Annotated in this window: 16 protein-coding genes, 1 riboswitch and 1 other annotated feature; of the genes, 13 read left to right on the top strand and 3 right to left on the bottom strand. The window is 36.8% G+C overall.

Annotated features, from left to right (window positions below; all coding sequences use genetic code 11):
• Positions 1 to 23: 23 nt before the first annotated feature.
• A complete protein-coding gene (locus tag I586_RS03965) occupies positions 24 to 365 on the bottom strand; it encodes an iron chaperone (RefSeq protein ID WP_010764457.1) in 342 nt (113 codons plus the stop codon).
• Positions 366 to 514: 149 nt separating this feature from the next.
• Here I586_RS03965 and I586_RS03960 point away from each other — a divergent pair, with 149 nt between their 5' ends.
• The 13 genes from I586_RS03960 to lpdA all read left to right on the top strand — a co-directional run bounded on the left by I586_RS03960 (position 515) and on the right by lpdA (position 18,424).
• Positions 515 to 1,183 carry a YdeI/OmpD-associated family protein gene (locus I586_RS03960; protein WP_034701473.1) on the top strand — a complete coding sequence of 223 codons (669 nt, stop codon included), beginning with the start codon at positions 515 to 517 and terminating at the stop codon, positions 1,181 to 1,183.
• 12 nt (positions 1,184 to 1,195) lie between these two features.
• On the top strand, positions 1,196 to 1,648 hold the full coding sequence (locus tag I586_RS03955) for a DUF1801 domain-containing protein (RefSeq protein ID WP_010764459.1): 453 nt from the start codon (positions 1,196 to 1,198) through the stop codon (positions 1,646 to 1,648).
• Positions 1,649 to 1,967: 319 nt separating this feature from the next.
• Positions 1,968 to 2,861, top strand: a complete 894-nt coding sequence (locus I586_RS03950) for a deoxyribonuclease IV (RefSeq protein ID WP_010764460.1) — start codon at positions 1,968 to 1,970, stop codon at positions 2,859 to 2,861.
• A 264-nt stretch (positions 2,862 to 3,125) separates the two neighbouring features.
• Complete coding sequence (locus I586_RS03945; RefSeq protein ID WP_010764461.1) at positions 3,126 to 3,347, top strand: YneF family protein; 222 nt, start codon at positions 3,126 to 3,128, stop codon at positions 3,345 to 3,347.
• A gap of 165 nt (positions 3,348 to 3,512) precedes the next feature.
• Positions 3,513 to 5,264: an ABC transporter ATP-binding protein gene (locus I586_RS03940; protein WP_010764462.1), complete on the top strand. Its 1,752-nt coding sequence runs from the start codon at positions 3,513 to 3,515 to the stop codon at positions 5,262 to 5,264.
• Complete coding sequence (locus I586_RS03935) at positions 5,264 to 7,048, top strand: ABC transporter ATP-binding protein (RefSeq protein ID WP_010764463.1); 1,785 nt, start codon at positions 5,264 to 5,266, stop codon at positions 7,046 to 7,048. Before I586_RS03940 ends, I586_RS03935 begins: the two co-directional genes overlap by 1 nt.
• A gap of 232 nt (positions 7,049 to 7,280) precedes the next feature.
• Complete coding sequence (gene trxB, locus I586_RS03930; protein WP_034701755.1) at positions 7,281 to 8,213, top strand: thioredoxin-disulfide reductase; 933 nt, start codon at positions 7,281 to 7,283, stop codon at positions 8,211 to 8,213.
• A 63-nt stretch (positions 8,214 to 8,276) separates the two neighbouring features.
• The gene (locus I586_RS03925; RefSeq protein ID WP_010764465.1) at positions 8,277 to 8,684 is read left to right on the top strand and encodes a DUF1398 family protein; all 408 of its coding nucleotides are present in this window, start codon (positions 8,277 to 8,279) and stop codon (positions 8,682 to 8,684) included.
• 332 nt (positions 8,685 to 9,016) lie between these two features.
• Positions 9,017 to 9,185: riboswitch (M-box (ykoK) riboswitch) on the top strand.
• Between the two features lie 747 nt (positions 9,186 to 9,932).
• Entirely contained in the window at positions 9,933 to 12,560 is a 2,628-nt protein-coding gene (gene mgtA, locus I586_RS03920; RefSeq protein ID WP_081630791.1) for a magnesium-translocating P-type ATPase, read from the top strand.
• 570 nt (positions 12,561 to 13,130) lie between these two features.
• Positions 13,131 to 14,246: a pyruvate dehydrogenase (acetyl-transferring) E1 component subunit alpha gene (pdhA, locus tag I586_RS03915; protein ID WP_010764467.1), complete on the top strand. Its 1,116-nt coding sequence runs from the start codon at positions 13,131 to 13,133 to the stop codon at positions 14,244 to 14,246.
• A gap of 2 nt (positions 14,247 to 14,248) precedes the next feature.
• The gene (locus tag I586_RS03910; RefSeq protein WP_010764468.1) at positions 14,249 to 15,226 is read left to right on the top strand and encodes an alpha-ketoacid dehydrogenase subunit beta; all 978 of its coding nucleotides are present in this window, start codon (positions 14,249 to 14,251) and stop codon (positions 15,224 to 15,226) included.
• Between the two features lie 137 nt (positions 15,227 to 15,363).
• A complete protein-coding gene (locus I586_RS03905; protein ID WP_010764469.1) occupies positions 15,364 to 17,010 on the top strand; it encodes a dihydrolipoyllysine-residue acetyltransferase in 1,647 nt (548 codons plus the stop codon).
• 7 nt (positions 17,011 to 17,017) lie between these two features.
• On the top strand, positions 17,018 to 18,424 hold the full coding sequence (gene lpdA / locus I586_RS03900; protein WP_010764470.1) for a dihydrolipoyl dehydrogenase: 1,407 nt from the start codon (positions 17,018 to 17,020) through the stop codon (positions 18,422 to 18,424).
• A gap of 518 nt (positions 18,425 to 18,942) precedes the next feature.
• On the opposite strand, the gene I586_RS03895 is transcribed toward lpdA, so the two are convergent.
• Both I586_RS03895 and tyrS read right to left on the bottom strand, forming a co-directional pair.
• A complete protein-coding gene (locus I586_RS03895; protein WP_010764471.1) occupies positions 18,943 to 19,257 on the bottom strand; it encodes a YerC/YecD family TrpR-related protein in 315 nt (104 codons plus the stop codon).
• A gap of 722 nt (positions 19,258 to 19,979) precedes the next feature.
• Complete coding sequence (gene tyrS, locus I586_RS03890; RefSeq protein ID WP_010764472.1) at positions 19,980 to 21,248, bottom strand: tyrosine--tRNA ligase; 1,269 nt, start codon at positions 21,246 to 21,248, stop codon at positions 19,980 to 19,982.
• 52 nt (positions 21,249 to 21,300) lie between these two features.
• Positions 21,301 to 21,502 (bottom strand) — a binding site (T-box leader).
• Between the last annotated feature and the right edge of the window lie 214 nt (positions 21,503 to 21,716).

Genomic DNA, 21,716 nt, shown 5'->3' with positions numbered 1-21,716 from the left:
GAGAAGCCAAGTAAATCAATTTTTTATTTTGTCGTATTTTCCTTTAGTCTAAATAATACGATTTTTTTGATTAATTCTATGGGTAATTCTTGCTCTACAGAAAATTGGATGGCGCCTTTACTTGTTTTAAATTCAGACAATTCATCTTTGAAGACCTCAATGGCGCTGGGAGCCGGATAAAACCCAATATGATTTTTAGCATTCGCAAAGTGGACTAAGTTACCGTTTAAATAAAAGGTCGGCATTCCATAGGACATTTTTTCCGTTGCTGTAGGTACAAGTTCCTTGATAGTCGTATAAAGTTGTTGTAATTTTTCTTGACGTTCCTTAGGTGCTTGTGCGATATAGTCTTCAATAATAGTCATAATTGTACCTGCTTTCTATTGGATAATACGTTTAGTATACCATGATATAATGTAGGAAAGATTTTTTTTGAATCAAAGAACTTGAAGATGAAAGCTGCAATCGTTTTATGGTACACTTATTTTATATAGTAGAATGAATGGGGCAAAAAATGGGAAAATCAATTGTCGAGAAATTAAATCTGATGCGCTATCCAAAAAAAGTGATTGTAAATCGGCCAAGTAAAGAATATTTATCAGAATTAAGTGAAGCGAAAACACAGTTTCCAACAGAACCGGTAGATTTACTTTTTATTTTTGTAGAAACAATGGCAGAGTTTAAAGAAATTGTGACAGAAGTCATTCAAAATCAATTACTTAATAAAGAAGGCGTGCTTTTTGTTGCGTATCCTAAAAAAGGAAATAAAGTGTATAAGACATTTGTTCATCGTGATGAGATATTCCCTACATTACAAGTTGATGATGAGGATGGATATATAGGCAATAGTACGTTAAAATTCAATCGTATGGTAAGTTTAGATGAAACATTCACTGTAACAGGAATAAAAAATATTGAACGAAAGACAAAATCAAAAGGTGTCAGCAGTCGTGTAGAGGATTACCTTCAGTTTATACCAGAAGTTGAGGCGTACCTTGAAAATTATCCGAAAGCTAAGGAACTGTTTGACAAGCTTACACCAGGCTACCAAAAAGACTGGACGAGATACATATATAGTGCTAAGCAAGCACAGACTCAAGAGAAAAGAAAAAATGAAATGGTCGATATCTTGGAAGAAGGCTTCAAATCTAAGGAATTATATCGTCAGTTTCTTTCTAAATAAGGAGGGCTCAAAGTGGATGAAGTCCAAGAATACGTAGAGAATATTGATGTAAAGTGGCAAGAGGCTTATCAAAAAGTAGCTAAAATCATTGCAGAAAATATCCCTAAAGAGTTTGTCTTACAAATGCAGTATGGGATGCCAACCTATGTGGTTCCTCTAAGCGTTTTTCCAACAGGCTATTTAGGCAGAGAAGACGAACCACTCCCTTTTATTAGCTTAGCTGCTCAGAAAAGACATCTGTCTTTATATCATATGGGAATCATGGGGAATAAAGCCTTGTTGACTTGGTTTCAAGATGAATATAAAAAAACGATCCCGACAAAGCTGAATATGGGCAAAAGTTGTATTCGATTTACCAATCCGAAAAATATTCCTTATGCATTGATTGGAGAATTGGTAACCAAAATGTCGATGGAAGATTGGGTAGCAATTTACACTCGTTTTGCTGAAAAAGATAAACAGTAGAGTATGGTTTTTTAAGAAGCAAAAAGATTGTTTTTTTTTGTTGTTTCACGTACTCTTTTTAAGGATAGATAATTAAATAGGATTTTATCTGTATACAGATGTCTAAAAATAGTCAACGTTATATGGGAGTCTCTCGTTAAAAAGATAGGGCAGGTTATGACCGAAAGCGTCACAGCCAATGTTTCTTATTTTCCATTCGAGAGTGAACGACCCCACTGCGTTTTTGATTTGAAATACAATGAGTAAAATGAACAAATGTTGAACAGTACAAGAGATTCAAAAAAACTGTTGATCATTGATTAGTATGAGGAGGATTACTATGTTATTAGGATCACATGTTAGTATGAGTGGTAAAAAAATGTTATTAGGTTCGGCGGAAGAGGCTGCAAGTTATGGTTCAACGACGTTTATGATCTATACTGGAGCACCTCAAAATACACGTCGTAAGCCGATTGAAGAGATGAATATTGAAACAGGTCAAAAGTTTATGGCTGAGCATGATCTAAGCAATATTGTAGTTCATGCACCGTATATCATTAATTTAGGAAACACGATAAAATTAGAAAATTTTGGTTTTGCAACATCCTTTTTACGTCAAGAAATTGAACGTGCTCATGCTTTAGGGGCAACACAAATCACGCTACATCCAGGTGCCCATGTGGGGGCTGGCGTAGATGCTGGTTTGAAACAAATCATTAAAGGCCTTGATGAAGTTTTATGGAAAGAGCAAGTACCTCAAATAGCGTTAGAGACGATGGCGGGTAAAGGAACTGAGTTAGGTCGGACTTTTGAGGAATTAGCAACGATCATTGAAGGGGTTAAGTTGAATGAAAAGCTGTCTGTTACAATGGATACTTGCCATATCAATGATGCTGGTTATAATGTGAAAGATGATTTTGATGGTGTATTGGAAGAGTTTGATAAGATTATCGGCTTAGATCGTTTGAAAGTTGTCCATGTGAATGATTCTAAAAATCCAATGGGTTCACACAAAGACCGCCACGCAAACATTGGCTTTGGTACAATTGGGTTTGACGCGTTGAACAAAGTCGTTCATCATGAAAAATTGAAAAATCTACCTAAAATCTTAGAAACACCGTATGTCGGTGCGGATAAAAAGACAAGCAAAGCACCATACGGTTATGAAATCGCTATGTTAAAATCACAAAAATTTGATCCGGATTTATTGGAAAAAATTGAGAATCAAATTTAGACATACAAAAGGTGAATACTGGTTCGTTTAGACGGTCAAAGAAGAAGAAATGTTCTTTTGTAAATTTCTTGTGAGGAAAATGACAAAAGAGCTTTTCTTTTTGAGCCATTTCTAGTAAAATGGTTTCTTGAGAGTAATTTATTAAATAGGGACTAAAAACTCCCATTAAAAATGAGAAACGGTAAGTTAGATAAGAATAGTGACTGCGCAATATGAATAGCAGAAGTTCTTATTCAACTATGCTAATAGAAAGGAGAGATTTATATGTCAACAGGTTTAGTAGTGTTAATCGCGATTATCGCTTTATTAGCAGGTGCAGCAGGTGGTTTCTTCCTTGCTCGCAAATATATGCAAGATTATTTTAAAAAGAATCCTCCCGTTAATGAGGATATGTTACGAATGATGATGATGTCTATGGGACAAAAACCTTCTGAGAAGAAGATTCGTCAAATGATGCAGCAAATGAAGAACCAAGGAGATAAATAAGGTTTTTAATTGCTATTCAGAATTCAAGAGCACAACGGGCTGATTTTTTCAGCTCGTTTTTTTTGCACTTATTTTTAATAAATGAAAGGAGTTGTATTGAAATGGGACAACAACAAATGAAAGATGTGAGCGCGCAGTAGTCAATTTAGAAGAGGAGAATGGTACATGTCTATATTTAAAAAATTAGGGTGGTTTTTCAAGCAAGAGAAGAAGAGTTATGTTATTGGGGTCTTTTCATTAGTGATGGTTGCACTTGTTCAGTTAGTGCCACCTAAAGTCATCGGCATTGTTGTCGATAAAATCGCAGATAAAGATTTGACGATTAAACCGATTTTATTTTGGATTGGGGTTTTATTAGCGGCAGCTGTGGCACAATATGTTTTTCGTTATATTTGGAGAATTTATATTTGGGGTAGTGCAGCAAGGTTGGAAAAAGATTTAAGACGGCAATTATTTCATCATTTCACAAAAATGGATAGTGTTTTTTATCAGAAATATCGAACGGGTGATTTGATGGCGCACGCAACAAATGATTTGAATGCGATTCAAAATGTTGCGGGAGCAGGGATTCTAACATTTGCGGATTCCTTGATCACAGGTGGTGCAACGATTGTGGCTATGATTTTATTTGTGGATTGGCGTTTGACGTTGATTGCATTGATTCCGTTACCGTTATTGGCGGTTACGTCAAGAGTTCTAGGATCAAAGTTACATGATGCTTTTCGTGATTCACAAGCGGCATTTTCAACGATCAATGACAAAACGCAAGAGAGTATTACGGGGATAAAGGTAATCAAAACGTTTGGTCAAGAGAAAGAAGATATTCAAGATTTTACTGAAAAAATCGATGATGCTATTGTTAAAAATAAGCGAGTAAACTTTCTAGATGCCTTATTTGATCCTTTCATTACGTTGATTATTGGGATTTCATATGTTCTGACAATTATTATGGGTGGACGTTTTATCATGGAAGGAACGATCACGATTGGACAACTGATTTCTTTCATTAGTTATATTGGGATGCTTGTTTGGCCGATGTTTGCCATTGGTCGTTTGTTTAATGTGTTGGAACGTGGAAATGCCAGTTATGATCGTGTCAATGAATTATTGCATGAAAAGACACATATCATTGAGAAAAAAGATGCCATCCAAACACCAGCAAAAGGACAATTAGCCATGGAAGTAGCTCAATTCACTTATCCAAAAGATGATCATGCTACCTTAGAACAAATTAAATTTACGGTGGGTGTTGGTGAAACGCTCGGCATTGTCGGCAAAACTGGTGCTGGGAAAACAACGCTTTTAAAATTATTGATGCGAGAATATGATCATTATCAAGGGCGTGTGACATTTGGTGGTCACGATATCAAAGACTATTCTTTGGATGCGTTGATGCATTCGATTGGGTATGTTCCTCAGGACCATTTCTTATTTTCAATGACGGTACGAGATAATATTCGATTTGCTAATCCTGATTTTACAGAAGAAAAAGTTGAGCAAGCAGCTGAAATGGCTTTTATCAATAATGAGATCAAGGCATTTCCTAAAGGGTATGATACCTTGGTTGGCGAACGTGGTGTTTCACTTTCTGGTGGGCAAAAACAGCGAATTTCCATTGCTAGAGCTTTGATTTTAGATCCAGAATTATTGATTTTAGATGATGCATTATCAGCAGTCGATGCCAAGACAGAAGAAGCGATTCTTTCGAATTTAAAAGAAGCAAGAAAAGAAAAAACGACGATTATTTCAGCGCACAGATTGAGTAGTGTCATGCATGCAAAAGAGATCATCGTACTAGACGAAGGAAAAATAGTCGAACGTGGTACACACCAAGAGCTATTAAGATTGGCTGGCTGGTACAAACGTATGTGGGATAAACAACAATTAGAAGCGAAAATTGAAGGGAGTGAAGCATAATGGAAGAAAAATACGAATCAGAATGGACCAAATCGGTTCCCATAAAAGAACAAATTTCAATTGTTAAACGGTTGCTAAAATTTGCTCGACCATTTCGAGGTACATTTTTAACTGCAATTGTGTTTGCATTGGTTCTTGCGATTATCAATATTATTTTGCCAAGGATCATCCAAACCTTTATGGATGATTACTTAACGCCAAAAACGGCAACAAATCAAGTGATTCTCTTTTTTGCTGGTTTGTACTTGTTTGGTGTAGTTGTAAAAAGTATTATTTGGTTTTTCCAATGGTTTTTATATTCAACTGCTTCACTAAAAACCTATCAGTATATTCGTGTGAAATTATTTGAAAAACTACAAACGTTAGGGATGCGCTATTTTGATCAAACACCAGCAGGTTCGATTGTTTCCAGAGTAACGAACGATACTGAGACATTATTTGAATTTTGGTATGTCTTTTTAATGGTACTGACAGGTATTTTTGCTGTTGTTTCTTCATTTATTGCAATGTTTCAGATCAGTGGGAAAATTGCCCTATACAACTTGATTTTTCTGCCGATTCTATTGATCGTAATTTGGTACTATCAAAAATTTAGTTCTAGAATTTATAGAAGTATGCGGGAAAAACTAAGTCAACTGAATACCAAATTGAATGAATATATTTCTGGGATGCAAATTATTCAACAATTTAGACAAGAACATCGTTTAGAAAAAGAATTTGAAGAAACAAATAACGATTATTTACGTACACGTTTTTCAATGATTAGAACGAATTCATTGCTATTAGGTCCAATTATTAATTTCCTTTATACGTTGGCAATTGGGCTAACACTGACATTATTTGGGTATGATGCGCTGCATTCTCCTGTTGAAGTGGGATTGATTTATGCCTTCGTGACATATGTACAAGCTTTCTTCAATCCGATGACACAAATGATGGATTTTCTAAGTGTTTTTACAGATGGAATGGTTGCAGGTAGTCGGATTTTGAAAATTTTTGATAACGAAGAATTGACTCCCCAACAAAAGGTGGGAGCCAATGCAGAAATTATTCATGGAAAAATTGAATTTCGTAATGTTAGTTTCTCATACGATGGTAAGAACAACGTGTTAAAGAATATTAGCTTTGTTGCAAATCCTGGTGAAACCGTCGCCTTGATTGGTCATACAGGAAGTGGTAAAAGTTCGATCATTAATGTTTTAATGCGTTTCTATGAATTTTACGAAGGTGAAATTTTGATTGATGACCGAGATATTCGGGATTATCCATTGCCAGAGCTAAGAAAAAAATTAGGCTTGGTTTTACAAGATGCCTTTATGTTTTATGGAGATATTGCTGGAAATATTCGTATGTTGAATCCAGAGATCACGGATGAACAAATTAAAACAGCGGCTGAATTTGTTCAAGCGGATAGGTTCATTGAAACGCTTCCTAAAAAATATCATGCAAAAGTAATCGAAAGAGGAGCAAGCTATTCAAGCGGTCAACGTCAATTGATTTCATTTGCTAGAACGATCGTAACAGATCCTAAGATTCTTGTATTAGATGAAGCAACGGCCAATATTGATACGGAAACAGAAGGATTGATCCAAGAAGGATTGGCTAATATGCGTCAAGGTCGAACAACAATCGCGATTGCTCATCGCTTGTCTACCATTCGTGATGCTAATCTGATTTTAGTATTGGATAGAGGCCGAATCGTAGAACGAGGAAACCATGAACAGTTATTAGTTCAAAATGGATTGTATGCAGATATGTATAAATTACAAAATAGTGAAGGTTAGAATAAAGAGGTTTAAGACTGACAGTAAGAGTTAGTCTTAAACCTTTTTGTATGCTTATTAAAAGTAAGTGCAAAAATGCTGTTAACTAGAAAAAAGCATGATATAATGGAGAGCGAAAATAAGTTATTGACGCTATTTTTTTGCCGTTACTATCACTGGGCAGAAAGATAGACAATCCACTAGTTAAGTTGTAAAGTAAGTGTACTTGAAAAATTCGGAGGTTGAAAAAATGATGTATGATGTAATTATAATTGGAGCAGGACCAGCTGGTATGACTGCCGCTTTATATGCGTCACGTTCTAATCTTTCAGTATTGATGATTGAACGCGGTGCCCCAGGAGGTCAAATGAATAACACGGCTGAGGTTGAAAATTATCCAGGCTTTGATTCGATCATGGGACCTGAATTGGCTTATAAAATGTATGAAAATGTTGAAAAATTTGGTACCGAAAATGCTTATGGTATTGTGATGGATATTAAAGATCAAGGTTCTTACAAAGAAGTGATTTGTGATGATAAAACATACCAAGCTAAGACAGTGATTATTGCGACAGGGTGTGAACACCGTAAATTAGGTGTTAAAGGGGAAGAAGAATTTGCTGGTCGCGGTGTTTCGTATTGTGCGGTTTGTGACGGTGCATTCTTCCGTAACAAACGCTTATTAGTGATTGGTGGTGGCGATTCAGCAGTAGAAGAAGCAATTTATCTAACACAATTCGCCTCAGAAGTGGTAATCGTGCATCGTCGTGACGAATTACGTGCACAAAAAATCATTCAAGACCGTGCATTTGCTAATGAAAAGATTTCATTTGAATGGAATACTGTTTTAGAAGAAATCGTTGGAAATGATATGGTGGTGACTGGTGGGCAGTTGAGAAATGTCTTAACGGATGAAGTCAAAGAGATTCCAGCCGATGGTGTCTTTATCTATGTGGGTCTTGATCCATTAACTGAACCATTTAAAAAAGCTGGCTTGACAAATGCCGGAGGTTGGATCGAAACAGATCAAGATATGAAAACAAGCATGCCAGGCGTCTTTGCGATTGGTGATGTTCGTGAAAAAACATTACGTCAAATCACAACAGCTGTTGGTGAAGGCGGAATTGCAGGGCAACAAGTCTATAATTATATTGAAAATATGACAGAAGTTGAAGAAGTAAAATAGACTGATTGGGATCTAGGTCAAAGCTGAATAAGTTTTGACTTAGATCTATTTTTATAGGATGAAATGGGAGTGAAGAATTTGGGACTTGATTTAAATGCTATTGAAGCAGTTGTGAATAATGAAAAAAATGCGGGTGGCTTTGCGGAATTGATTCGTGAATTTAAAAAGATTGGTGTAGAAAAATACGATTATTTGGTAGAAGCAGGTATTTATCGTTATTACAACAAGGAATCATTTATTGATGTACAGATGAACGGGCGACCTAAACCAGTTGCTGAAAGTCCCTCTTCGACAGAAATGAAAAAAGCAGTTGTTCAAGCACAAGCTGGCGAGATTTCATTTGAAGAGTTTGCAGAGTTGGCTGGAGCTTCTGGGGTAGCCTACTGGCGTACGGATTTACTTGCTATGAGAGTAGATTATAGTGACCAAGATGGAAAAATTCTTTTAAGTGAACCGATTCCAGAAGTTTAAGCAAGTAACTCCTGAAGACCAAACAACGACGAATCTTTTATTGAAAATATAGATATTTTTCGTTACTCTTTTTTATTTTAGCTAAATAACATTTACTAAGAATAACTTGATATAATTTGTTTTACTTTAACGCATAGTTTTTACATTGAATAAAATAATATTCGGCTTCTTTCATTCGATTTCTTTTTGTCATTATTTTATGTAGCACTGTTTTGATAAGTAGTGCAAAGAAAATGAATCGGAAGTTTAGTGTTTCAGTTATGTATTTAATAAGTTTAGAATATTTTTTGACAATTTCCAAAATATGAACTATGATGAATAAGGATTAAGAACTGAATAATTGTTAGGTGAGGCTCCTATTTGGACACATGCTGCTGCCGCGAAAGAATCGAGAGACTCTTAGTTGGTTTAACAGGAATGATCGTGAAGGTCATTCATAACGTAGCTGATAAGAAATTATCTACGCCCTATAGTGCTAAAGCTCAACGATAGAGAAACTTTTATTTAAGTTGCTATTTTAACGCACACTCTATTGTTGAGTGTGCGTTTTGCTTTGAATCACTGCGACTGGCTCCGCCAGAGCAGATGATGAAAAGTACTTGGCGACCAAAGGGAGCGAAGTTCCGCAAAAAGAAACAAGCAGTCATAAGAAAAACAAAAGTTATGTAACAAAAGCGCTAAGACTATAAGGATTGCGACTGGCTCCGCCAGAGCAGATGATGAAAAGTACTTGGCGACCATAGGGAGCGAAGTTCCGCAAAAAGAAACAAACAGCTATAAGGAAAACAAAAGCTATATAACAAAAGCGCTAAGACGATAAGGATTGCGACTGGCTCCGCCAGAGCAGATGATGAAAAGTACTTGGCGACCAAAGGGAGCGAAGTTCCGCAAAAAGAAACAAACAGCTATAAGAAAAACAAAAGCTATATAACAAAAGCGCTAAGACGATAAGGATTGCGACTGGCTCCGCCAGAGCAGATGATGAAAAGTACTTGGCGACCATAGGGAGCGAAGTTCCGCAAAAAGAAACAAGAGCCAGAGAAAAAGCAAATTGTAAAAACAGTACAAGGAACAGCATTCGGAATAGCGAGACACCTGCCTAACAGAAAAGTCCATCGTTCCAAACTAAACAAAAGAGAGGAAGAGTCACATGGAAGACCCCAGTCAGAGGAGTAATAAAGTAAATGTACCCTTCATCTTAGAAACGATGGAATTGAAATAATATTTCTTTTCTCCTTCTAACATAAGATGAAGCACAAGGAGGAAAAGAAAATGATGAACAAAAAAATAGCAAAAACTACTAAAGATCAAGAATTAAGAAAACTAGCAATGCTTTCTGAACGTGAATTGATGATGGAACTACGTACATCAGAAAAAGGACTATCTGAAGAAGATGCCAAAAATCGTTTAGAAGAATATGGACCAAATGAAGTATCTGCGCAGAAACCAACTCCAGCAATTATTATGTTTTTAGAAGCATTTAAAGATCCATTTGTTTATGTATTAGCTTTATTGATGGTCGTTTCAGCTGCAACAAAAGATTTTGAAGCAGCACTTGTAATGGGAATCATGATTTTAGCGAGTGTTATTATTGCCTTTATTCAAGAATATCGTTCCCAAAAAGCGAGTTTGAACTTAAAAGAACTTATAGAAAATACAACAGCGGTGACGCGTGCTGGTCAGACAAAAGAGATCCCAATGGATGAAGTGGTGCCTGGAGATATCGTAACACTTGCGACAGGAGACATGATTCCAGCTGATGCTGTGTTGATTTGGACAAAGGATCTTTTTATCAACCAATCGTCTTTAACAGGTGAATCCATGCCAGTCGAAAAATTTGTTGATGCTGGGATTGATAAAAACTCAGAATCCGTTTCCGCTTTGGATATGCAGGACTTGATTTTTATGGGAACTGACGTATTAAGTGGACAAGGTAAGGCAATTATTCTGAAAACAGGTCAACATACATTTTTCGGCGATATTGCAAAGAATGCGACAACACAGCGTGGGAAGACGTCTTTTGATATTGGCTTGACAAAAGTGAGTAAATTTTTATTAAGAATGGTGATGATCCTGTTTCCAATCGTCTTTTTGATCAATGGCATTACAAAAGGTGAATGGGGCGAAGCATTTTTCTTCGCAATTGCAGTAGCTGTGGGCTTAACACCTGAAATGTTGCCAATGATCGTAACGAGTAATTTAGCGAAAGGCGCATTAAGCTTATCCAAACATAAAGTTATCGTGAAAGAATTACCATCTATTCAAAATTTAGGTAGTATGGATATTCTTTGTACCGATAAAACAGGAACGATCACAGAAGACAGAGTTGTCTTAGTACAACACTTGGATCCTTTAGGTGAAATCAATAATCAAGTGTTAGATATGGCCTTTTTAAACTCACATTATCAAACGGGCTGGAAAAACTTAATGGATATTGCGGTAATCAATTTCTATGAGGAAAATAAAAATCAAAGTCCGTATCACTCAGTGACAAAATTAGACGAAATCCCGTTTGATTTTTCTCGTCGCCGTCTAACAGTGGTTGTCAATGCAGACGGACATCAATTTATGATTACTAAAGGTGCAGTTGAAGAGATGGAAGCAGTATGTACGCATGCTGAAATCAATGGAGAAGTTGTGCCATTAACACCTGAATTACAAAAACGAATGCGTGAAGTCAATATTCGTATGAACGAACAAGGCATGCGGGCATTGGCCGTTGCAGTAAAAAAAGATGTGCATGATGAAGCGATTTATAGCGTGGAAGATGAGCAAGGAATGACATTGATTGGGTTTATGGGCTTTTTAGATCCTGCCAAAAAATCAGCAATCACAGCAATCAAGTCATTACACGAACACGGGGTTAATGTAAAAGTTCTGACAGGTGATAACGATATTGTGGCGAAAAAGGTCTGTAGTGATGTAGGGATCGAAGTGTCGCATGTTGTACTTGGTTCGGATATCGATAACATGTCAGATGAGCAAATGAAAGAAGAAGTTGAAAAAACGAACTTATTTGCTAAATTGAATCCTATGCAAAAATCTCGAATCATTGAAACCCTACAAGGAAACGGGCATACAGTCGGTTTCATGGGAGATGGGATCAATGATGCACCGGCTCTTCGCAAAGCGGATGTTGGAATTTCTGTAGATACAGCGGCCGATATTACAAAAGACGCAAGCTCAATCATTCTATTAGAAAAAAGTTTAAATGTTTTGGAAGATGGTGTCATTGAAGGCCGGAAGGTTTTCACGAATATGATGAAATATATTAAAATCACCATCAGTTCAAACTTTGGGAATGTTTTCTCAATCTTGGTCGCTAGTGCCTTTTTACCATTTTTACCAATGCTTTCGATTCAACTATTGATTCAAAATTTGATTTATGATATCGCCCAATTGGCTATTCCTTGGGATAATGTTGATGAAGAAGATTTATTGAAACCTGTACGCTGGGAAACAAATGGCTTGATGAAGTTCACCTTATGCATTGGGCCTGTAAGTAGTATCTTTGATATTATGACCTATCTAGTGATGTGGTTTGTGTTCAGTGCAAATACGGTTGGCAGTCAGCACCTATTCCAAACAGGGTGGTTTGTCGTTGGCTTAGTGAGCCAAACATTAGTTGTTCAAATGGTTCGAACTAGAAAATTACCATTTATTCAAAGTATTGCATCGCCTGCCGTGATTCTTTCCAGTTTAGGAGCAGTTGGGTTAGGGTTATTGATTGTCTTGACACCAATTCGTGAGGTTTTCGACTTTGTGAAACTTCCAGCTAATTATTGGGGTTGGTTCATTTTGATCATTGTACTATATTTGATCACAGTAGAAGTTGCAAAACGATTATATATTCATATTACGAAAGAGTGGATCTAAGTTATAAATAAATCAATTTTGGATTTAATAAATGGTTCATTTTAAGAAATAAGGACTTTGTTCTATTACGCCCAAATAATTTTTTAAAGCTTAAATAACGAAAAATTTGTTCATGATTCAGTTTGTTATTCGTAAAAGAGAGAGAAAAGATATTTTTCAGTTTTTAATATTCGGTTTTTTATTGAACAAAGACAAAAGTACGATTATTTTGTCTTTGTTCTTTTTTTATGTGTAAAAAAAGTCTGTTCGTTTTTTAGCAAATAATTTCTGACTTCTGAATTTTCTGTAGCATAACAATGATAGACATGACTATAACAGCTAAATGTCAAAAGATATGACTAGGAAGGCTTTTTGTAAAACGGTTTCTTGTTTGTGATTTTAATCACTAACCTTTGATAATAAAGGTTTTAGGTATTTTAATGAAATTTAAAGAAATGATAACTTTTTACTTGCTCTTTTATCAATTTAGTGATAATTTGTAAGTGTAGTCGATAAAAAGTGATACAGTTTTTGATACTGTTTTACTTTTTTCGAAAAAAAGAAACGTAACAGAGAGGATTGTGTGACAAAATGGCAAAGGCAAAGAAACAAAAACCTATTGACTTTAAAGCACTTATGGAAAAAGTCGACGCTGATTTCCCAACATTTCAAATTTTAGATAAAGATGGGAAAATCGTAAACAAAGACGCTGTACCAGATTTATCAGATGACGAATTAGTAGAATTAATGACTCGTATGGTTTGGTCACGTGTATTAGACCAACGTTCAACTGCGTTAAACCGTCAAGGTCGTCTAGGCTTCTTCGCACCAACTGCTGGACAAGAAGCAAGTCAATTAGCAAGTCAATTTGCGATGGAAAAAGAAGATTACCTATTACCAGGTTACCGTGATGTACCTCAATTAGTTCAACACGGCTTACCATTAACAGAAGCATTTTTATGGTCTCGTGGCCACGTAGCGGGTAACCACTATGCGCCAGAATTAAATGCTCTACCACCACAAATCATCATTGGTGCGCAATACATCCAAGCAGCAGGAGTTGCTTTAGGAATGAAAAAACGTGGCAAGAAAAACGTTGTCTTCACTTATACAGGTGATGGCGGTTCTTCACAAGGTGATTTCTATGAAGCAATCAACTTTGCAGGAGCATATCATGCAAACGGCGTGTTCATCATCCAAAACAATGGTTTTGCGATTTCAACACCTCGTGAAAAACAAACAGCTGCTAAAACATTAGCACAAAAAGCTGTAGCAGCAGGAATTCCAGGAATCGTCGTTGACGGTATGGATCCATTAGCAGTATATGCGATTGCTAAAGAAGCTCGTGAATGGTCTGCAAATGGAAATGGTCCTGTTTTAATTGAAACATTAACTTACCGTTATGGTCCACATACATTATCAGGTGATGATCCAACTCGTTACCGTTCAAAAGATATGGATGACGAATGGGTACAAAAAGATCCACTAGTTCGTTTCCGTAAATATCTAGAAGACAAAGGTTTATGGTCTGAAGAAAAAGAAAACGAAGTAATCGAAAAAACTAAAGAAGAAATCAAAGTAGCAATTGCAGAAGCAGATAAAGTTCCAAAACAAAAAGTATCTGATTTCTTGAAAAATATGTTTGAAGTTCAACCTCAAAACATTAAAGAACAAATTGCATTCTACGAAGCGAAGGAGTCGAAATAATCATGGCACAAAAAACAATGATCCAAGCAATTACAGATGCCTTAGCTCTTGAAATAGAGAAAGACGAAAACGTCTTGGTCTTCGGTGAAGACGTTGGTAAAAACGGCGGAGTTTTCCGTGCAACAGAAGGCTTACAAGAAAAATTTGGCGAAGACCGTGTCTTCGATACTCCTTTAGCAGAATCTGGAATCGGTGGTTTGGCTTTTGGTTTAGCATTAGAAGGTTACCGTCCAGTTCCTGAAATCCAATTCTTTGGATTCGTATTTGAAGTCTTTGACGAAATCGTAGGTCAAATGGCTCGTACTCGTTACCGTATGGGTGGAACACGTAATATGCCTATTACTGTTCGTGCGCCATTTGGTGGTGGTGTGCATACACCAGAACTTCACTCAGATAACTTAGAAGGATTGATTGCTCAATCTCCTGGTATCCGTGTAGTTATCCCATCAAATCCATATGATGCAAAAGGACTATTGATTTCTGCAATCAGAAGCAATGACCCTGTTGTCTACCTAGAGCACATGAAACTTTACCGTTCATTCCGTGAAGAAGTGCCTGAAGAAGCATATGAAGTGCCTTTGGATAAAGCAGCTGTTACCCGCGAAGGTACTGATGTTTCTATCATTACTTACGGTGCAATGGTTCGTGAAGCAATCAAAGCCGCTGACAATTTAGCAAAAGACAATATTTCTGTTGAAATCATTGACTTACGTACTGTCGCTCCTTTAGATGTTGAAACAATCATTAAATCAGTTGAAAAAACTGGTCGCGTAGTGGTTGTTCAAGAAGCACAAAAACAAGCTGGCGTTGGTGCTATGGTTGTTTCTGAAATTTCTGAACGTGCAGTATTATCATTAGAAGCGCCAATTGGCCGTGTATCTGCTCCAGATACAATCTTCCCATTTGGACAAGCAGAAAACATTTGGTTGCCAAATGCTAAAGATATCGAAGCGAAAGCTAGAGAAATCGCAGAATTTTAATTAGAAACTAAATAAAATTTACTTTAAAAATATGCCTTGATTTTCACGTGATAAGTTATCACGTGGAAATTTAGCGCTGTTATTTTCAGTAAATGACTAGTTAGACAGATACGATAAAGGAAGGGAAGGCTTAAAAAATGGCTTATCAATTTAAATTACCAGATATTGGTGAAGGTATTGCAGAAGGCGAAATCGTAAAATGGTTCGTTAAAGCAGGAGATACCATCAATGAAGATGATACATTATTAGAAGTTCAAAACGATAAATCTGTAGAAGAGATCCCATCTCCCGTTACAGGAACAGTTAAATCTATCGTAGTACCAGAAGGCACTGTAGCAAATGTTGGAGATGTATTGATTGAAATCGATGCACCTGGACATCCTGAAAATGACGCTGCACCAGCAGCTCCAGCTCAAGAACAAACGCCTGCTCAACCAGCAGCGACTCCAGAATCGCCAGCAGCTGACAACGGCGGCGGTGTATTCCAATTTAAATTACCAGATATCGGTGAAGGTATTGCAGAAGGCGAAATCGTAAAATGGTTCGTTAAATCAGGCGATACAATCAACGAAGATGATACTTTATTGGAAGTTCAAAACGATAAATCTGTTGAAGAAATCCCTTCACCAGTTACAGGAACAGTTAAAAACATCGTTGTTCCAGAAGGTACAGTAGCAAATGTTGGAGATGTATTGATCGAAATCGATGCACCTGGACATAATTCTGCACCAAGCGCGTCTGCTCCAGCAGCAAGTGCACCTGCTCAAACAGAACAAGCAGCACCAGCTGCAGCGGCATCAACAGGCGTTGTAGCAGCGGCTGATCCAAACAAACGTGTGTTGGCTATGCCATCAGTACGTCAATTTGCTCGTGAAAAAGATGTAGATATCACACAAGTTGCACCAACTGGAAAAGGTGGACGTGTAACGAAATCTGATATCGAAAGCTTTATTTCAGGTGGCGGACAAGCAGCAGCGCCAGCACAAGCTGAACAAACTGCATCGGCTTCACAAGCAACAGCTACAACTGAAACAGCAGCACCAAAAGCACCAGCTAAACCATTCGTTTCTGACTTAGGTGAAGCTGAAACACGCGAAAAAATGACACCAACTCGTAAAGCAATTGCGAAAGCAATGGTGAACAGTAAACATACTGCTCCACATGTTACGTTACATGATGAAGTTGAAGTGTCTAAATTATGGGATCACCGTAAGAAATTTAAAGATGTTGCAGCAGCAAACGGTACGAAATTAACATTCTTACCATACGTTGTGAAAGCATTAACTGCAACAGTTCAAAAATTCCCAATCTTGAATGCATCAATTGACGATGCAGCACAAGAAATCGTTTATAAAAACTACTATAACATTGGTATCGCAACAGATACTGATCATGGTTTATATGTACCAAACGTTAAAAATGCTAATACTAAGAGCATGTTTGCAATCGCTGATGAAATCAACGAAAAAGCAGCTCTTGCAATCGAAGGCAAATTAACTGGAGCGGATATGCGTGACGGTTCTATCACAATCAGTAATATTGGTTCAGTTGGTGGCGGCTGGTTCACACCAGTTATCAACTACCCTGAAGTTGCAATTTTAGGTGTTGGTACAATCGCTACTCAACCAGTTGTAAATGCAGACGGTGAAATCGTTGTTGGACGTGTTATGAAACTTTCAATGAGTTTTGACCACCGTATCGTTGATGGCGCAACTGCTCAAAAAGCAATGAACAACATCAAGCGTTTATTAGCTGATCCAGAATTATTATTAATGGAAGGATGATTATCACATGGTAGTAGGAGATTTCGCCATTGAATTAGATACAGTCGTAATTGGTTCAGGCCCTGGAGGATACGTTGCAGCGATTCGTGCTGCTGAAATGGGTCAAAAAGTTGCGATTATTGAACGTGAGTTTATCGGCGGTGTATGTTTAAATGTTGGATGTATTCCTTCTAAAGCATTGATTGCAGCTGGACATCACTATCAAGAATCACTAGATTCAACTATGTTTGGTGTAACAGCTAAAGATGTTGAGTTAGACTTTACAAAAACACAAGAATGGAAAGACAACAAAGTTGTTAATACGTTGACAAGTGGTGTTGGTTTCCTTCTTAAAAAACATAAAATCGAAATTATTGAAGGAGAAGCGTTCTTCGTTGATGAAAACACATTACGTGTGATCCATCCAGATTCAGCGCAAACTTACTCATTCAATAATGCAATCGTAGCAACAGGTTCTCGCCCAATCGAAATCCCAGGATTTAAATTTGGTGGACGTGTCTTAGATTCTACTGGTGGTTTGAACTTGAAAGAAGTACCTAAGAAATTTGTGATCATCGGTGGCGGTGTTATCGGTGCAGAATTAGGTGGAGCATACGCTAACCTAGGTTCAGAAGTAACAATTTTAGAAGGTAGCCCTTCAATCTTACCAACTTATGAAAAAGACATGGTTAAACTAGTTACAGACGACTTCAAGAAGAAAAATGTAACAGTTGTAACCAAAGCAATGGCTAAAGAAGCAATCGACAACGGCGACAGCGTAACAGTTAAATATGAAGTAGACGGCAAAGAAGAATCAGTAACTGCTGACTATGTAATGGTAACTGTTGGACGTCGTCCAAACACAGATGATCTTGGTTTAGAACAAGCAGGTGTTGAAGTTGGCGAACGTGGTTTAGTTCAAGTGGACAAACAAGGTAGAACAAACGTATCAAACATCTTCGCTATTGGGGATATCGTACCAGGTGCTGCTCTTGCTCATAAAGCAAGCTACGAAGCAAAAATTGCTGCTGAAGCAATTTCTGGTAAAAAAGTAGAAGTAGACTACAAAGCAATGCCTGCTGTAGCCTTCACTGATCCTGAATTAGCAAGTGTTGGTATGACAATTGCTGAAGCTAAAGAAGCGGGATTAGAAGCAACAGCTTACAAATTCCCATTCGCTGGTAACGGCCGTGCTATTTCTTTAGGTAAAACTGAAGGATTCGTACGTTTGGTAACAACAAACGAAGACAATGTGATTATCGGAGCACAAATCGGCGGAGTTGGCGCAAGTGATATGATTTCTGAATTATCATTAGCAGTTGAATCTGGCATGAATGCTGAAGATATTGCATTAACGATCCATCCACACCCATCTTTAGGGGAAATTACTATGGATGCTTCTGAATTGGCTTTAGGTTTGCCAATTCATATTTAAATAGCATATTTGTCACACAAAGAAAGACCGAGCTAGCCAAGCTCGGTCTTTTGTTTTTGTCTCAAGTAAAAAGATCGTTTATCCAGTCATTTTAAATAAGCTGATAAAGGCTTTTCTTACTTGTCTGTATTCCTCCTAGAGAATTGAAAATAGAGCCCATGGGCAGATAAAATGTAAATAGTAGGTAGATACTGTATAAGATATCTAGAACGCCCACCTTCGAATAGAAGAAGAGATAAAAATGCCCCTAAAATCGTTAATTTAAAGATAGCCAATAACATATCTTGCAATCAACCGATTAGCGTAATCAGCCACATTAGATGCATAAAAAAACGAACTGTTTTGATTTTCTCTTCTTGTTAGTAGTAAGTGTCTCTTAGAAAAGTTTTATAATAGTTATTTGCATATTATAGAACAGTAATGAAAATCAATAAATAATCTATCCAAAAAGAACCTCAAAAGTTGGCACGTATCTGCTAACTTTTGAAGTTCTAGTTGTTTAATAGGTTTCTTCTATTTTAGCGATGAAGTTCTCTATCATCTTGTTCATCGATTCTATGGACCATCTCAAGCAATCCACCGTTACCTTCATCTAAAATTCGTTTTACTCTGGAAATTGTTGTCGTGCTACTTCCCGTAGCTTCAGAAATATCACTGTACGTTTTATTCAATACAAGCAACTTTGCGACTTCGAATCGTTGGATCATAGAATCTAGTTCTTTGAGAGTCATCAAATCATCAAAGTAATTGTAGCAATCTTCTAATGTTTCTAAAGCTAATAGAGAACGGAAAAACTCATCACCGTGGCCATCCTGTATCTTGTCGATTTTCATAAGTTCCTCCTAATTTTAAAAGCGGAACAAATCGTTTAATTTTATAGAAAATTAGGAAATTGTTAGTGAAACGTTCTTTGTTTCACTGACAATTTATCTATTTTCCTAAGGATTGATTTGTGCAGCTAGATAATACGAATGATCAACACTTTCTTACGAAAGTCTTGTACTGTTCATCATCAGTTCAATTTTTTCACTGTGATTCTCAGCAAAAGCGAAGCGGACTCGTTTAGGCTTGACGGGAAAATAGGAAAAATTGATTGAGACGTTTTTTGTCTCACTCCATTTTTATCTTTTCCCCGAAAGGCTAATCCACATAGCTAGATAATAATTGGTAACAACGTTCTGCTTCGCTACACTTTGTACTTTTCAACATCAGTTTATATTATTCACTGTGTTTCAAAGCAAGAGCTCGCTCAGCCAGATAGTTTTGAAAATGTGCAGGCTCGTCTAGCTTTGATAGAAAAATAAAAAACTGAAAGGGGCGTTCTTTTCCGTAAACCTATTGTATTTTTTTCCGAATAGCTAGCCGGTAAAATTAGATACCATATTGGTATCAATGGGTTACATGGCAACTTTTTATACATTCCAGCAAGCATTTTTTATTATAAAACTTTTTTCTATTTTGTCCAGTAAATTGACTAGTGAAAGGAGGAACACTACATAAAAAGGTGAAGCAAAACTGAAAATTAGTTTTGCTTCACCTTTAAAAATAAACTCTTTTATTTAGACGTTAGTTTTACTAAAGTGTATTGTTTTTTACCTTTACGGACAATAATGAATTTTCCGTCAAAGCTGTTTTCTGCTGTAACAACAAAGTCTAGCTCTTTGATACGGTCACCATTGATTGAAATTGCGCCATTTGTAATATCTTCTCTAGCTTGGCGTTTTGAAGGCTCAATGTCTAATTCAATCAACCAATCTACAAGGTTTTGATCAAGCGTTTCTGTTTCAATAGTCGGCATATTTTTGAATCCTTCTTCAATTTGTTTTGATGTTAGATTTTTTACGTTACCAGAAAATAGTGCTTCTGAGATTGCTAGTGCATCGTTTAAATCTTCTTCGCTATGCACAAATTTTGTCATTTCAGCCGCTAATACACGTTGTGCTTCACGTAAATGCGGTTCAGTTTCTACTTTGACTTCTAGTGCATCGATTTCTTCTTTTGTTAAGAAAGTAAAGAATTTCAAGTATTTGATTACATCACGATCATCTTGGTTAACCCAGAATTGGTAGAATTCGTAAGGCGTTGTTTTTTCTGGATCAAGCCAAACGGCTCCGCCAGCTGTTTTCCCAAACTTTGTTCCGTCTGCTTTTAGCATTAATGGAATCGTTAGACCAAAGGCTTTTGCATCAGCGCCTTCTTTTTTGCGAATCAAGTCTAAACCAGCTGTGATATTGCCCCATTGATCGGCACCACCAATTTGCATGCGGACATTGTTGTTTTGGAATAGATGTAAAAAGTCCATTGATTGTAGGATTTGGTACGTAAATTCTGTAAATGAAATGCCTGTTTCTAAACGACTTGCAACGATATCTTTAGCAAGCATTGTATTGATATTGAAGAATTTACCGAAATCTCTTAAAAAGTCTAAAAGAGTCAGGTTATGTGTCCAATCGTAATTATTTACTAATGTTAATGTGTTGTCTGTGTCTACTGCAAATAATTTTTCCATTTGTCTTGTTAAAGAATCAACGTTATGCTGAACAGTCTCCATTGTTTGTAATTGACGTTCTGTCGTTCGTCCACTTGGATCTCCGATTGTCCCTGTTGCGCCACCGATCAAAATAAATGGATGGTGTCCAAATGCTTGGAATCTTTTTAGCATCATAAAAGGAATCAAATGCCCAATATGCATGCTGTCTCCTGTCGGATCAACACCACAATATAGTGAAATGCTCTCAGTTTCAACGTATTCACGTAAACCTTCGCTATCTGTTTGTTGGTTGATGGCGCCACGCCATTCTAGTTCATCAATAATGTTTGTCATGTTTCTTCTTCCTTTCCTAAATAAAATAAAAAACGTCCCATAGGCTATTAGCCTATGGGACGAACTTCGCCGTGTTACCACCCAAATTGTATATGAACATCATATACCTCTCAAATCTGTATCGTAGATAGACGCCTACTTACGGTAGGAAACTAAAAGTGTAATTCACAAAAAATGTATATGCCAACTCTCACTGAACGTTGACTCTCTGAAATAGGGACATTCTTGTTACTTCGCTTTATTAAAGTTTGATATGTTATTTTGTAGCAATTCTACGACAAATATGCCAACTTGTCAAATACTTCTTTTTTTCTTTTATTATTTTTAAATGAGTCAATTCTCATTTACGAGTACTTTGATTTAATCTAGGTTTTTTGAACCGAGTAAAAGTTCGATATCATTTCTGACAATTATAAATAGCTCTCTTACAAAAAGCTGTTTTATGTTATTTTTTACGCATTAACACTT

Origin of the sequence: Enterococcus moraviensis ATCC BAA-383 (genome assembly GCF_000407445.1) — a bacterium.
GTDB classification, from domain to species: Bacteria; Bacillota; Bacilli; order Lactobacillales; family Enterococcaceae; genus Enterococcus_L; species Enterococcus_L moraviensis.
Note: the sequence above shows the minus strand (reverse complement) of the source record. Positions and strands in the feature narration are given on the sequence as shown.

Bases quoted from the DNA above. Each gene is read 5' to 3' on its own strand.
- I586_RS03965 (WP_010764457.1), bottom strand. From the start codon at position 365: ATGACTATTATTGAAGACTATATCGCACAAGCACCTAAGGAACGTCAA.
- I586_RS03960 (WP_034701473.1), top strand. From the start codon at position 515: ATGGGAAAATCAATTGTCGAGAAATTAAATCTGATGCGCTATCCAAAA.
- I586_RS03950 (WP_010764460.1), top strand. From the start codon at position 1,968: ATGTTATTAGGATCACATGTTAGTATGAGTGGTAAAAAAATGTTATTA.
- I586_RS03945 (WP_010764461.1), top strand. From the start codon at position 3,126: ATGTCAACAGGTTTAGTAGTGTTAATCGCGATTATCGCTTTATTAGCA.
- I586_RS03940 (WP_010764462.1), top strand. From the start codon at position 3,513: ATGTCTATATTTAAAAAATTAGGGTGGTTTTTCAAGCAAGAGAAGAAG.
- I586_RS03935 (WP_010764463.1), top strand. From the start codon at position 5,264: ATGGAAGAAAAATACGAATCAGAATGGACCAAATCGGTTCCCATAAAA.
- trxB (WP_034701755.1), top strand. From the start codon at position 7,281: ATGTATGATGTAATTATAATTGGAGCAGGACCAGCTGGTATGACTGCC.
- I586_RS03925 (WP_010764465.1), top strand. From the start codon at position 8,277: ATGGGAGTGAAGAATTTGGGACTTGATTTAAATGCTATTGAAGCAGTT.
- mgtA (WP_081630791.1), top strand. From the start codon at position 9,933: ATGAAGCACAAGGAGGAAAAGAAAATGATGAACAAAAAAATAGCAAAA.
- pdhA (WP_010764467.1), top strand. From the start codon at position 13,131: ATGGCAAAGGCAAAGAAACAAAAACCTATTGACTTTAAAGCACTTATG.
- I586_RS03910 (WP_010764468.1), top strand. From the start codon at position 14,249: ATGGCACAAAAAACAATGATCCAAGCAATTACAGATGCCTTAGCTCTT.
- I586_RS03905 (WP_010764469.1), top strand. From the start codon at position 15,364: ATGGCTTATCAATTTAAATTACCAGATATTGGTGAAGGTATTGCAGAA.
- lpdA (WP_010764470.1), top strand. From the start codon at position 17,018: ATGGTAGTAGGAGATTTCGCCATTGAATTAGATACAGTCGTAATTGGT.
- I586_RS03895 (WP_010764471.1), bottom strand. From the start codon at position 19,257: ATGAAAATCGACAAGATACAGGATGGCCACGGTGATGAGTTTTTCCGT.
- tyrS (WP_010764472.1), bottom strand. From the start codon at position 21,248: ATGACAAACATTATTGATGAACTAGAATGGCGTGGCGCCATCAACCAA.